This window comes from Blautia sp. 1033sp1_1033st1_G9_1033SCRN_220408 (assembly GCF_040929965.1).
Lineage (GTDB): Bacteria > Bacillota > Clostridia > Lachnospirales > Lachnospiraceae > Blautia_A > Blautia_A ammoniilytica.
In genome coordinates, this window is record NZ_JBFKZO010000010.1 from 72,151 (window position 1) to 87,560 (window position 15,410).

14 protein-coding genes are annotated in these 15,410 nt (G+C 43.7%); 12 read left to right on the top strand and 2 right to left on the bottom strand.

All coding sequences use genetic code 11. The features are described from left to right. Window positions 1-2: 2 nt before the first annotated feature. The 11 genes from AB5916_RS09340 (at window position 3) to xerD (ending at window position 12,264) form a co-directional block, all read left to right on the top strand. Window positions 3-863, top strand: coding sequence for an NAD(+)/NADH kinase (locus AB5916_RS09340; protein ID WP_158420596.1), 861 nt, complete (start codon window positions 3-5; stop codon window positions 861-863). 97 nt (window positions 864-960) lie between these two features. Then, entirely contained in the window at window positions 961-1,413 is a 453-nt protein-coding gene (gene argR / locus AB5916_RS09345) for an arginine repressor (protein ID WP_368190491.1), read from the top strand. A gap of 35 nt (window positions 1,414-1,448) precedes the next feature. Then, on the top strand, window positions 1,449-3,137 hold the full coding sequence (recN, locus tag AB5916_RS09350; RefSeq protein ID WP_368190493.1) for a DNA repair protein RecN: 1,689 nt from the start codon (window positions 1,449-1,451) through the stop codon (window positions 3,135-3,137). A gap of 71 nt (window positions 3,138-3,208) precedes the next feature. After that, a complete protein-coding gene (gene spoIVB, locus AB5916_RS09355) occupies window positions 3,209-4,450 on the top strand; it encodes a SpoIVB peptidase (RefSeq protein ID WP_368190495.1) in 1,242 nt (413 codons plus the stop codon). A gap of 155 nt (window positions 4,451-4,605) precedes the next feature. After that, window positions 4,606-5,412 carry a sporulation transcription factor Spo0A gene (spo0A, locus tag AB5916_RS09360; protein WP_368190497.1) on the top strand — a complete coding sequence of 269 codons (807 nt, stop codon included), beginning with the start codon at window positions 4,606-4,608 and terminating at the stop codon, window positions 5,410-5,412. A gap of 91 nt (window positions 5,413-5,503) precedes the next feature. After that, window positions 5,504-6,946: a glycogen synthase GlgA gene (glgA, locus tag AB5916_RS09365; RefSeq protein ID WP_158420600.1), complete on the top strand. Its 1,443-nt coding sequence runs from the start codon at window positions 5,504-5,506 to the stop codon at window positions 6,944-6,946. Window positions 6,947-7,091: 145 nt separating this feature from the next. Further along, the gene (recA, locus tag AB5916_RS09370) at window positions 7,092-8,162 is read left to right on the top strand and encodes a recombinase RecA (protein ID WP_158420601.1); all 1,071 of its coding nucleotides are present in this window, start codon (window positions 7,092-7,094) and stop codon (window positions 8,160-8,162) included. Window positions 8,163-8,165: 3 nt separating this feature from the next. Further along, window positions 8,166-8,666: a regulatory protein RecX gene (locus AB5916_RS09375; RefSeq protein WP_368190499.1), complete on the top strand. Its 501-nt coding sequence runs from the start codon at window positions 8,166-8,168 to the stop codon at window positions 8,664-8,666. A 127-nt stretch (window positions 8,667-8,793) separates the two neighbouring features. After that, entirely contained in the window at window positions 8,794-10,353 is a 1,560-nt protein-coding gene (gene rny, locus AB5916_RS09380; protein WP_158420603.1) for a ribonuclease Y, read from the top strand. 217 nt (window positions 10,354-10,570) lie between these two features. Then, on the top strand, window positions 10,571-11,173 hold the full coding sequence (locus AB5916_RS09385) for a stage II sporulation protein M (protein WP_368190501.1): 603 nt from the start codon (window positions 10,571-10,573) through the stop codon (window positions 11,171-11,173). A gap of 206 nt (window positions 11,174-11,379) precedes the next feature. Then, a complete protein-coding gene (xerD, locus tag AB5916_RS09390) occupies window positions 11,380-12,264 on the top strand; it encodes a site-specific tyrosine recombinase XerD (protein ID WP_368190503.1) in 885 nt (294 codons plus the stop codon). A 25-nt stretch (window positions 12,265-12,289) separates the two neighbouring features. Here the strand turns inward: xerD and AB5916_RS09395 are convergent, their stop codons facing one another. Both AB5916_RS09395 and AB5916_RS09400 read right to left on the bottom strand, forming a co-directional pair. Next, window positions 12,290-13,324: a 3-deoxy-7-phosphoheptulonate synthase gene (locus AB5916_RS09395; protein WP_368190504.1), complete on the bottom strand. Its 1,035-nt coding sequence runs from the start codon at window positions 13,322-13,324 to the stop codon at window positions 12,290-12,292. 94 nt (window positions 13,325-13,418) lie between these two features. Then, window positions 13,419-14,765 (bottom strand): oligosaccharide flippase family protein, encoded by a 1,347-nt coding sequence (locus tag AB5916_RS09400; RefSeq protein ID WP_368190506.1) that lies wholly within the window; start codon window positions 14,763-14,765, stop codon window positions 13,419-13,421. Between the two features lie 127 nt (window positions 14,766-14,892). On the opposite strand from AB5916_RS09400, the gene AB5916_RS09405 reads away from it, so the two are divergent. Beyond that, the gene (locus AB5916_RS09405) at window positions 14,893-15,384 is read left to right on the top strand and encodes an Rrf2 family transcriptional regulator (protein WP_368190508.1); all 492 of its coding nucleotides are present in this window, start codon (window positions 14,893-14,895) and stop codon (window positions 15,382-15,384) included. Window positions 15,385-15,410: the final 26 nt, after the last annotated feature.

Below are 15,410 nucleotides of genomic sequence, written 5' to 3' on the forward strand. Positions count from 1 at the left end.
AAATGGATAAGTTTTATGTGATCACAAACAGTGAAAAAGATCAGGATCAGTCTTTTACAGACATGATCGTGTCCTATCTGAAAAGTCATGGAAAGGCCTGTCAGGTGCAGATGGCAAAACGGAAGCAGGATGGGCCCTATCATTATACTGATCCGGAGAAGATCCCTGAGGATACCCAGTGTGTGATCGTGCTGGGAGGAGACGGTACTTTGCTTCAGGCCGCCAGGGATGTGGTTCATTGCAGGATTCCCCTTCTGGGCATCAATCTGGGTACACTTGGATTTCTGGCAGAGGTAGACAGACAGTCTGTGTATCAGGCTCTTGACAAGCTGATGCGTGGAGACTATGAGGTAGAAGAACGGATGATGCTGTCCGGCACTGTATATAGAGGCAATCAGGTGATCGGCAGTGATCTGGCACTGAATGATATTGTGATCGGCAGGGAAGGGCCTTTAAGGGTTGTACGTTTCAAGAATTTCGTAAATAATGAATATCTGAATTCCTACAATGCGGATGGTATCATATTGTCCACACCTACCGGGTCTACAGGATACAGCCTGTCTGTAGGCGGCCCTATTGTATCTCCAAGCGGCACCATGATCATCATGACACCCATTGCTCCTCACACACTTAATTCAAGAAGCATTGTATTTCCAGCAGAAGATGTGATTACTGTGGAAGTTGGGAAGGGAAGGCATGAGGATCAGGAAAAGGCAGTTGCCGCTTTTGATGGTGATGCGGTGATCCATTTAGTTACTGGTGACCGGATCGTGATTCGCAGGGCAGAGGAAAAGACAAAGATCCTGAAACTAAACCATTTGAGTTTTGTGGAAGTGATCCGTCAGAAGATGCGAGACAGTTAAGAATTAAAGATGATTTTTGTTTCGTAACTGTAAGGGTATTGAACAGTTACGAAAATAGTTGGAAAGGATACAGCATCTGGATCAGGGAGGATGAAAATTGAAATTAGCAAGACATGAAAAAATTATCGAATTGATCCGGCAATATGATATAGATACTCAGGAAGAACTGGCTGCCAGGCTGAATCAGGCAGGCTTTAAAGTGACGCAGGCTACAGTATCCAGAGATATACGGGCATTGAAGCTTACAAAGGTAACGGTAAAGGATGGTAAATCCCGTTATGCGATCCTGGATCACGGTTCTTCAGAGCTTGGAGATAAGTATTCCAGAGTGCTGAAAGATGCAGTGAGCTCCATGGATACTGGACAAAATCTGGTAGTGGTAAAGACAGTTACAGGTATGGCCATGGCTGTGGCTACAGCGCTGGATGCATTGAAATGGCCGGAGATCCTTGGGTGTATAGCCGGAGATGATACTATTATATGTGCCTGCAAGACATCTGAGCAGGCAGTAAGTGTGGTAAAGAAGCTGAATGAGATTGTAGGAAGTTAAGACAGCGTTTTGCATAAAATAAGGAGGTGGCTTTTGTGCTGGTTCATCTGCACGTAAAAAACCTTGCACTGATCGAAGAAATAGAAGTGGAATTTGGCCCTGGACTGAATATCCTTACTGGTGAGACGGGCGCCGGAAAATCCATTCTTTTAGGCTCCATACAGCTGATCCTGGGAGGCAAGACTTCCAGGGGGATGATTCGTGAGAATGCATCCTACGGCCTGGTGGAGCTTTTATTCCAAGTTGAAAATACAAAAGCAAAACAGGCGTTGGAATCTATGGATATTTATCCACAGGATGGTCAGGTACTTCTGTCAAGGAAGATTATGGAAGGCCGGAGCATCAGCAAGATTAATGGGGAAGTTTGCACAGTATCCCAGATGAAGGCAGCAGCAGCCTGCCTGATCGACATTCATGGCCAGCATGAGCACCAGTCTCTTCTGTATCCGGATAAACAGCTGGAGATCCTGGACATCTATGGGAAAGAAAAAATACAGCCAGTAAAAGAAAAAGTAGAAAAGGCTTATAAAGAATATCGTAAATGCGAGAAAGAGCTTCAGGCCTTTAACATGGATGAGGAACAGAGAAATAGGGAGTCTGCTTTTCTTGAATTTGAAGTCCGGGAAATCGAAAAGGCCGTCCTTAAGGAAGGAGAAGACGAGGAACTGGAAAAGACATACCGCAAATTGTCCAATGGACGAAAGATCGTGGATGCTCTGCAGGCTGTGAGAGGCTTTACCGGATATGAAGGAAGCAGTGCAGGAGATCTGGTAGGAGAAGCACTCAGGGAATTGTCCAGAGTCTCAGAATATGATGAAGAACTGGCTGGACTGGAAAGTTCGCTGGGAGAAGTAGACAGTCTGCTGAACGATTTTAACCGGGAGCTGTCTTCTTATATGGAGGATATGGTTTTTGACCAGGAAACCTTTGAACAGACAGAACGCAGACTGGATCAGATCAATGGGCTGAAAGCAAAATATGGTCAAAGCATAGGAAAGATCCTGGAATATCAGAAGCAGCAAATGGAAAAACTGGAAAAAATACAACAATATGACCAGCTTTATCAGGAAGCAAAAGAAAAACTTTGTCAGTGTGAAAAAGTTCTCCAAAAAAATGGGGATGAATTATCAAAAATCAGGAAAGAATATAGCAGACAGCTGGAAGCAAAAGTGATCCAGGGATTGCAGGATCTTAATTTTGCCAATGTGGATTTTGCCATTTCCTTCAAACAAGCCAGAAGCTGTACAGCTACAGGATATGATGTTATTGAATATGAAATATCTACCAATCCGGGAGAAAGCAGGAAACCACTTGGCAAGATCGTATCCGGTGGTGAATTGTCAAGGATCATGCTTGCACTGAAAGCGATCCTGGCAGATAAAGATCAGATTGAGACTCTTATTTTTGACGAGATCGATACTGGTATCAGCGGAAGGACTGCTCAGAAAGTATCCGAAAAAATGGCAGTGATCGGCAGACATCATCAGGTGATCTGCATTACTCATCTTCCTCAGATCGCTGCAATGGCAGATACCCATTTTGAAATCGAAAAACATGTGGAAAATAATGAAATGATCACCCAGATCCATACGCTAGAAGGTGAAGATTCTATCCGGGAGCTTGCAAGGCTTCTGGGCGGTGCAAGGATCACAGATGCAGTGCTGGAAAATGCAAGGGAAATGAAAGAATTGGCACTGGTACATAAAAATACAAGACTGAAATAAAAGATTCATCACATACTAAGAGAGGAATGACCGGAGCAGGTATCCGGCTTTTCTCTCTTTTTTGATAGAAGATGATAAATACAAAGGAAAAGGATGTGACAAAAATGAACCCAAAGAAAAGATACAGACGTTTCCTTTTATGGTGTCTTGGGCTGGATCTGCTGGTGATAGGAATCCTGGGTATAAGATACCTGAACCTGAAAATACCGGATGAGATCCATGTGGAAAAAGGAAAGGATCAGGACGTGTCTGCAATGCTGGCCCGTCCCTTTGTTACATTTGAAGACACAGTGCCTGTTTCCGGGGATGGGGTTTATTTTTTGCCCTGTCGTTTATTTGGCCTGATCCCTTTTAAGGATGTGAAGGTAATACCAGCAGAAAGCACCAGTCTTTTGGTAAGCGGAAGTACAGTAGGTATGTATATGAAAACAGAAGGGGTACTGATCATTGATACAGGGGAAATCCTTTCCAGGGACGGAAAACAGATAACACCTGCTGAGGATCTTGTAAAGCCGGGAGATTATATTGTTGCTTTTAATCAACAAAAAGTATCCTGCAAAAAGGAACTGATAAAGGATCTGAAAAAAACTGACGGGAAGGAAGTGAGCCTTACCCTGAACAGACAGGGGAAAAAGATAAAGGTATCTTTGATGCCTGTGGAAGATCAGACAGGAGATTACAAGCTTGGAATCTGGGTAAGAGATGACACCCAGGGTATTGGTACTCTGACCTATGTGGACGCAGCAGGAAATTACGGAGCACTGGGACATGGAATCAGTGATGTGGATACTGGAGAACTATTGTCTATTACAGGCGGCTCTTTATACAAAACCCAGATACTGGGCATTCAGAAGGGAAGTAAAGGCAATCCTGGTGAATTGTCTGGATTAATTCGCTATAATGTGGGAAATGTGCTGGGCTCCATTACAAAAAATACGGCAAATGGGATTTACGGAAAATATCAAAGCTTAGGTGGGGACGGAATTGCTTTAAAAGAAATGAAAATTGGCTACAAACAGGAAATGGAAACAGGTCCGGCATCTGTTTTATGCAGTGTAAACGGACAGGTAAAAGAATATGCAGCAGAAATTACAAAAATAGACATGAATCATCAGGACAGTAATAAGAGTTTTGTGATCCATGTGACAGATCCAAAGCTTCTTGCGGCAACCGGAGGGATCGTGCAGGGGATGAGTGGCAGTCCGGTGATCCAGAACAAAAAGATCGTGGGGGCTGTAACTCATGTGTTTGTACAGGATGCGGCCAGCGGATACGGCATTTTTATTGAAAATATGCTGGCGGAAAAAGGGTAAAAAATGGTTGGATATGGCGGATAAAAGTCGAAAGTTATCGAACGAAAATCCAGTGAAACCGACACTTTCGGCTTGATTTCCCCATTTGGATTCCACTATAATAGCAACTGTTAATCTAGTAAAAAGAGGTAACAGGTTAGGAGGAGAGATGCCTCATGGAAAAGTTAAATGTGGCTATTGCGGATGATAACGAGAAAATGACAGAAGTACTGGGACGTATGATCGAGGAAGACAAAGAACTTTCACTGGTAGGAAAAGCACACAATGGAGAAGAAATCTGTAACATTATCAGGGAGAAGCAGCCGGATGTGGTGATCCTGGACATTATTATGCCTAAGATGGACGGACTTTCCGTAATGGAAAGATGTGTACATAGCAGTGTGCTGAAAAAGATTCCTGCGTTTATCGTAGTTTCGGCAGTAGGGCAGGAACGGATCACAGAGGATGCTTTTAATCTTGGGGCTGAATATTATATGTTAAAGCCTTTTGACAATCAGATGCTGCTGAATAGGATCAAGCATGCAAGGCATCTGGGTGACAGAAGAAGAAAAGAAATTTCAAGACAGGGAAAAAGTGAAGAGAGTGGCTGCTTTTCACAGGGTGACCTGGAACGGGATGTAACAAATGTGATCCATGAGATCGGTGTACCGGCACACATCAAAGGATATCAGTATCTAAGAGATGCCATCATCCTGTCTGTGAATGATATGGAAATGCTGAATTCCATTACAAAGATCCTGTATCCTACTATAGCAAAAAGACACCAGACCACTCCAAGCAGAGTAGAAAGAGCAATCCGTCACGCTATTGAAGTAGCATGGAGTAGAGGAAAAATGGATACCATAGATGCACTGTTTGGATATACGGTAAGTACAGGAAAAGGAAAGCCTACCAATTCAGAATTTATTGCCCTGATCGCAGACAAAATAAGACTTGAATATAAAAATCGCTCTTTCCATTAGAAAGGATATAGGGTATAATAAAAGCAGTAATACGGTTCTCCGGACATAGAAGGAGAATGCAGTGAATCCATACCAAGGAGGGAATTTACGGATGAAGAATATACTTTTTGCAGCGTCTGAGGCAGTGCCTTTTATTAAAACAGGAGGACTGGCAGATGTAGTCGGATCTCTGCCGAAGTGCTTTGATAAGAGATATTTTGACATTCGGGTAATATTGCCGAAATATGCCTGCATGCGGCAGGAATGGAAAGATAAAATGGAATATGTTACCCATTTTTATATGGATCTGGGATATAAGAACTGTTATGTTGGAATTCTCAGGATGGAATATGACGGGATTCAGTTCTATTTCATTGACAATGAATATTACTTCAGTGGTCCGAAGCCTTATGATACTGTACCATGGGATTTGGAGAAGTTCGCATTCTTTTCAAAGGCAGTACTTTCTGTTCTTCCTGTGATTGGATTCAGACCGGATGTGATCCACTGTCATGACTGGCAGACAGGCCTGGTGCCGGTTTATCTGCATGACAGCTTCCAGCAGAATGAATTTTTCTGGGGAATCAAGACAGTTATGACTATACACAATCTGAAATTCCAGGGTGTGTATGATGTAAAGACCATCAAAGAAATTACCGGGCTGTCTGATTACTATTTTGTTCCGGACAAGCTGGAAGCATATAAAGATGCTAATTTCCTGAAGGGTGGTATTGTATTTGCAGATGCAGTGACTACTGTTAGCCGTACTTATGCGGAGGAGATCAAGACTCCGTTTTACGGGGAGGGTCTGGATGGACTGCTGCGTGCACGTTCCGAAAGCCTTCGGGGCATTGTAAATGGTATCGACTACAATGATTTCAATCCGGATACAGATATTTTCCTTTCTTCCAAGTACAATGCAACTACATTCCGTAAAGAGAAGATCAAGAATAAGATCCAGCTGCAGAAGGATCTGGGACTGGATCAGGATCCGAAAACTATGATGATCGGTATTGTTTCAAGACTGACAGACCAGAAGGGCTTCGACCTGATCGCGTATATTATGGATGAACTTTGCCAGGATGCAGTACAGATCGTTGCGCTTGGTACAGGTGAGGAACGTTATGAGAATATGTTCCGTCATTTTGACTGGAAATATCATGGCAAGGTATCTGCACAGATTTATTATGATGAGGGTATGTCCCACCGCATTTACGGAGCAGCTGATGCATTTTTGATGCCGTCCCTGTTTGAACCATGCGGATTGAGTCAGCTGATGAGCCTTCGTTATGGTACTCTTCCTATCGTCAGGGAGACAGGAGGACTGAAGGATACGGTAGAGCCTTATAATGAGTTTGAAGGCACTGGTACAGGATTTTCGTTCTGTAATTACAATGCACACGAGATGCTTAGTACCATTCGTTATGCAGAGCGTATCTACTATGATAAGAAGCGTGAATGGAATAAGATGATCGACAGAGCTATGGCACAGGATTTCTCCTGGGGTAATTCTGCACGGCAATATGAAGAGATGTATAATTGGCTGATTGGCTGATCCTGTCATATTTTGTCGAAAGATAATCCATTCTTATTTGCAGGAAAGACTTGACAGAAACACAGATTTATTATACTATGGTAGCAGAAAACACGAACATAGGTTTGCATTATGAAAAATACAAGAATAAGGAGACTGCCATAGAATGATAAATGAAGAAAAGCAAAAAGCCCTGGAGGCTGCTCTGGGGCAGATAGAGAAGCAATATGGAAAAGGATCTGTGATGAAGCTTGGCGAGTCAGGTGCCAGTATGCAGGTGGAGGCGGTTCCTACAGGATCCCTTAGTCTGGATATCGCACTGGGAGTAGGCGGCGTACCCAAGGGACGTATCATAGAGATTTATGGACCTGAGTCCAGTGGTAAGACTACCGTAGCATTACATATGGTAGCAGAGGTTCAGAAGCGTGGCGGGATTGCCGGCTTTATTGATGCAGAGCATGCACTGGATCCTGTTTATGCGAAGAATATAGGTGTTGATATTGACAATCTTTATATTTCACAGCCAGATAATGGTGAGCAGGCATTGGAGATCACTGAGACGATGGTACGCTCCGGAGCTGTGGACATTGTGATCGTAGACTCTGTTGCTGCACTGGTACCTAAGGCTGAGATTGATGGAGATATGGGTGACAGTCATGTGGGGCTTCAGGCGAGACTGATGTCCCAGGCTTTGAGGAAGCTTACAGCTATTATTAGTAAGTCCAACTGCGTAGTGATCTTTATCAACCAGCTTCGTGAGAAGGTAGGCGTTATGTTCGGTAATCCGGAGACTACCACCGGTGGCCGTGCACTGAAGTTTTATTCTTCTGTACGTCTGGATGTACGTCGTGTAGAGACTCTGAAGCAGGGCGGAGAGATGGTTGGCAATCACACCAAGATCAAGGTGGTGAAGAACAAGGTTGCACCGCCATTTAAGCAGGCAGAGTTTGATATCATGTTTGGTACAGGTATTTCCAGAGAGGCAGACATCCTGGATCTGGCAGCAGACTGTTCCATTGTTAATAAGAGTGGTGCTTGGTATGCTTATAATGGCAATAAGATCGGACAGGGCCGGGAGAATGCCAAAGCCTATCTGAAAGAGCATACAGATATTCGTGATGAGATTGAGAAGAAGGTAAGGATCCATTACCATCTGCTCCCTGAGGAAGAAGAGACAGTATCTGCCCAGGACAATGCGCAGGCAGATGCAGCAGCTTCCCCAGAGGATGAGGCCTGATTCATGGGACTTACAAGAGAAGAACAACAGGCGGCCCGCAGGAAGGCTTTGCTCCTTCTTGAGCATATGGACCGTACAGAGAAAGGCCTGTCTGACCGTTTGCGTCAGGCAGGCTTTTGTGTAGAGGCAGTGGAGGATGCAGTGGCTTACGTAAGCTCTTTTGGATATGTGGATGATAGCAGGTATGCGGAGAATTATATTGCATACAGAATCCAGTCTAAGAGTAGGCGCAAGATCCTTCAGGAACTGCTTCAAAAGGGTGTGGACAAGGAGACTGCCCAGACTGCCTGGGAGCAGGTATCAGAGTATACCCAGCCGGATGAACAGAAGATCCTTAAGGAGGCTGTCCTTAAGAAATGCCAGCCAGGCACAGTCCTGGACGAAAAGGGGATGCGCCGCCTTCAGGGATTCCTGCTGCGAAGAGGCTTTGGCTATAGTGATATTTCCCATGTGCTGGAGGAACTGCAGATCCAGATGGAATCTAATACATCGTTCTGCAAATAACTGTGGGATTCTTCCTACCAAAATATAAATTTCATTTTTCTGTAGAAAAACTTGACATAATTATCAAAAACATATAAACTTATATTGTTGTAATTGTACAATGAAAACCGAATAAGGAGGTGCTCCTGTGACAAGCACAATTATTGTTGCATTTGTCGCTGTGGTAGTCGCGCTACTTATTGCAGTTCCTATTACTACTAAAGTTGCTGTGGCAAATAAAGTAAAAAAAGACGCAGAAACTGTTGGATCGGCAGAAGACAAAGCCAGAGGCATCATAGATGAAGCTTTGAAGACAGCAGAAACGAAAAAACGGGAAACTTTGTTGGAAGTGAAGGAAGAATCTCTCCGTACAAAAAATGAACTGGAGAAAGAAACCAAGGAACGAAGAAATGAACTGCAGAAGTATGAGAAACGTGTCTTATCAAAGGAAGAGGCCGTAGATAAGAAAGCGGATGCAGTTGAGAAGCGTGAGGCAGAGTGCACAGCGAGATATGCTGAATTACAGAAGAAAGAAAAACGGGTGGACGAACTTGAGCAGAAGGGAGTACAGGAACTGGAACGAGTTTCAGGACTGACTTCAGAACAAGCCAAGGAAGAGCTGCTCAGATCTGTGGAAGATGATGTGAAGGTTGATGTTGCAAGGCTTTACAAAGAACTGGAGAACAGGGCAAAAGAAGAAGCCGGCAAGAAAGCCAAGGAGTATGTGGTAAATGCCATTCAGAAATGTGCAGTTGACCATGTAGCAGAAGCAACGATTTCTGTTGTGCAGCTTCCAAGCGATGAGATGAAAGGGCGTATTATCGGCCGTGAAGGACGTAATATCCGTACATTGGAGACCCTTACAGGTGTAGATCTGATTATTGATGATACACCGGAAGCAGTTGTTCTTTCTGCTTTTGACCCGATTCGTCGTGAGATCGCCAGAGTTGCACTTGAGAAACTGATCGTTGATGGCAGGATCCATCCGGCCAGGATCGAGGAAATGGTTGAGAAGGCACAGAAAGAAGTGGAAGCCCAGATCCGTGAGGATGGGGAGACTGCTGCTATGGATGTGGGTGTGCATGGTATTCATCCAGAGCTTCTGAAACTTCTGGGAAGGATGAAATTCCGTTCCAGCTATGGACAGAATGCATTGAAGCATTCCATTGAAGTGGCACAGTTATCCGGACTTCTGGCTGGTGAAGTAGGTGCTGATGTGCGTATTGCCAAACGTGCCGGACTTCTGCATGATATTGGTAAGTCCATTGACCATGAAGTAGAAGGCTCACATATTCAGATTGGTGTAGATCTTTGCAAGAAATATAAAGAATCTGCAATCGTTATTAATGCAGTGGCTGCTCATCACGGAGATGTAGAACCAGAGTCATTGATCGCCTGCATTGTACAGGCAGCAGATGCTATTTCTGCAGCCCGTCCTGGTGCTCGTAGAGAGACACTGGAAACATATACCAACCGTCTGAAACAGCTGGAGGATATTACCAACCAGTTTAAAGGGGTGGAGAAATCCTTTGCAATTCAGGCAGGTCGTGAGATCCGTGTTATGGTCGTTCCAGATCATGTTACAGATGCAGATATGGTTCTTCTGGCAAGAGATATTGCCAAGCAGATTGAGGCAGAGCTTGAATATCCAGGCCAGATCAAAGTTAATGTGATCAGAGAGAGCCGTGCTGTGGATTATGCTAAATAATCCAAGCTGTCATTCAGGAAGATAAGATACAGGAATCGTTATTCCCAAGGGAAACCAAAGGAAAACGGTTCCTGTTTTTGTGTGAAAAAATATATAAATGATTACAGTGTTTCGGTAATGAGAACTGCATAAATTCTATATGGGAAGCGTAAGATGGAAAAGAGAAAAAGATGCTGCTGTGTCAGACAGTTACATCATAAAAAGACAGGAGAAGGATATGGGGAAAAAGGAAGGCAGAATAAAAGGAAAGGAATTTTTTCCCTGGTCAGCTTTATTTTTTTGTGGCTTTTTTACAGGTACCATTCTTCCAAATATTATGTGGAAAATGAAATGGCAGCAGAAAACAGTAGCTGCTATGTACCTGCTTAGCTCTTTTTCAGGACAGGAGCTGGCTGGAACCGGACTTCTTGGAGAAATATTGAAAAGCAGGGGAAGTTTTTTTATATTATGTGCAGTGTGCGGATTTACTGTTTTCGGTGTGCCATTAGCAGTTGGAACTGTGATTGCAGCAGGCTTTGGGATTGGTGCAGTGCTGACCGTATGTATCCTTCAGTTTGGTCTGGCAGGTGCGGCAGCAGGAATTGCTCTCCTTTTTCCACAGTATCTGATCTATCTGCCTGCCCTGTTTATGCTTCTGGACATGGTTTTTAAACAATCCATAAGCATGTGGAAAAATCAGGGGATTTTTCCGGACAAAGTAGCTGGATATTCCTGGCAGACAGTTTGGACAGGGGGCATTTACTTCCTCGGAATGCTGTTGGAAGCCTATGTAAATCCATGGATAACAGAAAAAATTTTGATGACTTTAAAAATATTTTGAATGTATTTACACCATATGTGGTGTAAGTTACCATAAAAAAGTCGACATTTTGTGTAAAAATGCGGAAAGCCCCAACTTATCAGCATTTCAGAGAAAAAAAGGGTTTGATTTTATGTTAATTTCAAAGTATAATACAGTTACATTTTTTGTTATTCAGAATGGGGAGTATGAATGACAAGTATTGAACGTGACAGGAAGAAGAGAAAATGGAAAGAGAGATACATGATTTCATTAGTTATCTGCATGAAACAAAGAAGTCATCCAGCAATACGGAGATTTCCTATGAGCGGGATTTAAGAAAAATGGCCAGGTTTCTGGAAGACCGGGGGATCCGTGAAGCAAAGGCTGTGCGGGAACTTGATCTGGAGGGATATTTGGATTATATGGAACGTGGAGAATTTGCGTCTTCTACCATATCCAGAAGTGTAGCGTCCATCCGTGCTTTTTTTCAGTATCAGATGAAAGTCAACGGTATGGAAAAGGATCCGTCAGATAATCTGAGGCCACCTAAAGTAGAGAAGAAAATGCCGGAGATATTATCCATTCAGGAAGTTGATCTTCTGCTTCTGCAGCCAGATCTGAATACACCTAAAGGGATCCGGGATAAAGCTATGCTGGAGTTATTGTATGCTACTGGTATGAGAGTCAGCGAACTGATTCATTTGCAGGTAGATGAGGTGAATCTCCAATTAGGATATGTGACCTGCAAGGAACATGAGAAAGAAAGGATCATTCCCATTGGCAATGTGAGTCGGGATGCCTTGATCCTGTATATGGACAAGGCAAGAGATACTTTTGTTAAGGACAGTAAAGAGAAGACTTTGTTCACCAACTGCTCCGGGAAAGCAATGAGCAGACAGGGGTTCTGGAAGGTACTGAAAGGATATGCAGACGATGCCGGAATCAAGCGGGATATTACACCGCATACCTTGCGCCATTCTTTTGCAGTACATATGCTGCAAAATGGAGCAGATATTAAAAGCGTACAGGAAATGCTTGGACATTCGGATATTTCCACAACCCAGATATACTTAAGTATGAATATGAACCGCATGCGGGATGTATATATGAAAGCCCACCCCAGACACTGATCTGAGGCGGGCTTTTATTGTAACATCAGCACAATTCAGCAATGGTGTATAACAGTTTTTCAGATTCTTCCCATCCAAGGCATGCATCTGTAATGGATTTGCCGTAGATATGAGGTGCACAGCCAATCTTCTGGTTGCCAGGCTCAATGTAGCTTTCAATCATAAGACCTTTTACAAGCTTGTGGATATCAGAATCCACAGCGCGGCTATGAAGCACTTCTCTTGCAATACGAACCTGCTGTTCGTATTGTTTGTTGGAATTGGAGTGGTTGGCATCTACAATAGTCGCCATATTTTTCAGATCTTTTGCTGAATATTTTTCGTAGAGAAGGCGCAGATCCTCATAATGATAATTGGGAATGGCTTCTCCATGTTTATTTACAGCACCGCGAAGAATCGTATGTGCATATTCGTTCCCCGATGTTTCTACTTCCCAGCCGCGGTAGATAAAACGGTGGCTTCCCTGGGCTGCAACAACAGAATTAAGCATAACGCTGAAATCACCGCTAGTAGGATTCTTCATACCGGCAGGGATATCCATGCCGCTTACAGTAAGGCGGTGCTGCTGGTCTTCTACAGAGCGGGCACCTACGGCTACGTAAGAAAGAATATCGGAAAGATAACGCCAGTTTTCAGGATAAAGCATTTCGTCAGCACAGGTAAATCCACTTTCCTGAATGGCATGTATATGCATTTTACGGATGGCGATCAGTCCGGCAAGCATGTTTGGCTTCTTCTCAGGATCTGGCTGATGAACCATTCCTTTGTAGCCTTCGCCTGTTGTACGTGGTTTATTAGTATAAACTCTTGGAATAATTAAAACTTTATCTTCAATTTTCTCCTGAACCTTACGAAGTCTTAACAGGTAATCACATACAGCATCTTCATTGTCAGCAGAGCAGGGACCGATGATGGCAAGAAACTTATCGGATTTTCCAGTTAATATATCACGGATCTCACTGTCACGTTTCTCTTTAAGAGCTTTGATCTTTGCATCAATCGGGTATTGATTGCGGATTTCGTCTGGTGTAGGTAATTTTTTGATGAATTCAAAACCCATTTTCTTTCTCCTTTGCATTTGCTATCAGTTTTTTATTATAGAACAAGTTTTTGAGAATGTCGATAGAAAAATTATCACAGTATATAAGAAAAAGTTATTGTAGTCTTGAAGCAGATGCTTGTTGCAGATGAGTAAAATACCGGATCAGGGCAATAAGATGCAGCAGAGAAAGAAGCAGTTCACCAGACAACATACCATAAAAATAGCCTCGGATTCCCATAGCGGGAATGGCAAAGATTACAAACAGGATCCGAAGAAGAGCTCCGGACATGTTGTGGAACAGACAGCGGGAAGCTTTTCCAAGGCCATTTAGTATACTGACCATGGCGGTATTCATATACAGAAATGGGCAGATAAAAGCCAGGGAGGTAATATAGTTTCCGGCAGTAATGCTGTTAAAAAGAAAAACACCTGCAAAGTGACCGAAAAAAAGAAAAAACAGGGCACAGATACATCCAAGAAAAAGACAGCCCATGCAGGAACTGCGGACCACATAGGAAATCCTTTTTCTGTTTCCAAGTGCCTGAAGCTGAGCAATAGAAGGCATAAGCATAACTGCTGCGGAGGTGGTAAGGGCGGAAGGAAAAAGAAGAAGCGGCAGGGTCATGCCTGTAAAGACTCCATAGACCCCAAGAGCGTCTGTACGGGACAGACCATATGCCTGTAGCCGTCCGGGGATCAGCACCACTTCAATACTGCCAAGTAAGGTGAGCAATACTTTATTCAGGGTATGAGGAACCGATTCCCCAAAAAGCCGGCAGATGGATGCAAAGGGTTTATGGATGAATCTGATTTTATAGGAAGTTTTTTGAAAATGAATGCCAAGGGTAAGAAGGGATGAAAGGCAGGCAGCAATCTCTCCGCAAAGGGCACCAATGCCGGCAAGAAGCGGTGTAACCGGCTTTTTTTCTGACAGAAGGATCAGATAGACCAGGTAAGAGCTGCCAATACGCACTGCCTGTTCAAATAACTGTATGCAGGAAGGCGTTAGGGCCTGCTTCATGGAATAATAGTAACTGCTGACACAGGTATGTAGCGCACTGAGAGGAAAACAAAAAGACATAAGACAAATCAAGGGAAGGGTGGCCGGCTCTTTCAGAATCCGGACCGCAATAAAAACTGCATTTTTATATAAAATAAATGAAATACCAACAGACAAAAACATACAGATGCCTGTTCCAAGGAGAAAGGTATCTTTTGCCTGCTGATCCTTTCCAAGAGCTTGCAGTGATGCGCAGTCCCGGGAGATCACTGCCTGCATACCAAAAGCGGTCATTGCAAGCAGCAAAGCAGAAAGAGGGAGAGAAAGCTGATAAATCCCCACACCCTGTGCACCAATGGTGTGTGAAAGGAATATTCTATAAAAGAAGCCAGCCAGCCGGCAAAGAAGCCCTGTACAGGTAAGAATCAATGTTCCTTTCAGAAATTGTTCCTTTGACATAACCGTACCGCCTGAATATATAATTTTTATCAGTATATTCTAAAAAGCACCTTGACAGAACGAAATGTATCTGGTAAAGTTAGGTGAAATCCAAGGAAAACACTAGGAATTAAAAAGAGGCGATAAAATGAAATTTTCCACACGGGCAAGATATGGCCTCAGGGCGTTGATTGATTTAGGCATGTACAGTGAGACAGAGAGCGTATCTCTCCAGAGCATTGCCGACAGACAGGGGATTTCCATGGGATATCTGGAACAGCTGATGGCACTTCTTAAGAAAGCCGGTTATGTGAAGAGCAGCCGGGGAGCCTGCGGAGGATATCGTCTGGCAATGCCGGCCGGTGAGATTTCTGTGGGAGACGTTTTAAGAGTGCTGGAAGGCAGTCTGGAGGCTGTGGAGTGTGCCGGCAACGAAGACAGCGGAGGATGTACAGGCGCTGATCTTTGCGTTGCCAAATACGTATGGAAACGTATAAACGACAGTATTACACAGGCTGTGGATACAATGACCCTGGGAGAACTGATCTGCGAAAGTATTAAAGTGCAGGAAAAGAATCAGGGACAGCAAAGAGGCAATGGAGTGATCTGCCCTAACAGCCGTACAAAAAACGAAGAGTGATAGTAACTATTCAGTAGGTAGTATCT

What these genes read in the sequence shown, in the direction of transcription:
- AB5916_RS09385 (WP_368190501.1), top strand. Translation starts at nt 10,571, where the DNA reads ATGGGGAAAAAGGAAGGCAGAATAAAAGGAAAGGAATTTTTTCCCTGG.
- spoIVB (WP_368190495.1), top strand. Translation starts at nt 3,209, where the DNA reads ATGATAAATACAAAGGAAAAGGATGTGACAAAAATGAACCCAAAGAAA.
- AB5916_RS09405 (WP_368190508.1), top strand. Translation starts at nt 14,893, where the DNA reads ATGAAATTTTCCACACGGGCAAGATATGGCCTCAGGGCGTTGATTGAT.
- AB5916_RS09400 (WP_368190506.1), bottom strand. Translation starts at nt 14,765, where the DNA reads ATGTCAAAGGAACAATTTCTGAAAGGAACATTGATTCTTACCTGTACA.
- recA (WP_158420601.1), top strand. Translation starts at nt 7,092, where the DNA reads ATGATAAATGAAGAAAAGCAAAAAGCCCTGGAGGCTGCTCTGGGGCAG.
- AB5916_RS09375 (WP_368190499.1), top strand. Translation starts at nt 8,166, where the DNA reads ATGGGACTTACAAGAGAAGAACAACAGGCGGCCCGCAGGAAGGCTTTG.
- xerD (WP_368190503.1), top strand. Translation starts at nt 11,380, where the DNA reads ATGGAAAGAGAGATACATGATTTCATTAGTTATCTGCATGAAACAAAG.
- AB5916_RS09340 (WP_158420596.1), top strand. Translation starts at nt 3, where the DNA reads ATGGATAAGTTTTATGTGATCACAAACAGTGAAAAAGATCAGGATCAG.
- AB5916_RS09395 (WP_368190504.1), bottom strand. Translation starts at nt 13,324, where the DNA reads ATGGGTTTTGAATTCATCAAAAAATTACCTACACCAGACGAAATCCGC.
- spo0A (WP_368190497.1), top strand. Translation starts at nt 4,606, where the DNA reads ATGGAAAAGTTAAATGTGGCTATTGCGGATGATAACGAGAAAATGACA.
- glgA (WP_158420600.1), top strand. Translation starts at nt 5,504, where the DNA reads ATGAAGAATATACTTTTTGCAGCGTCTGAGGCAGTGCCTTTTATTAAA.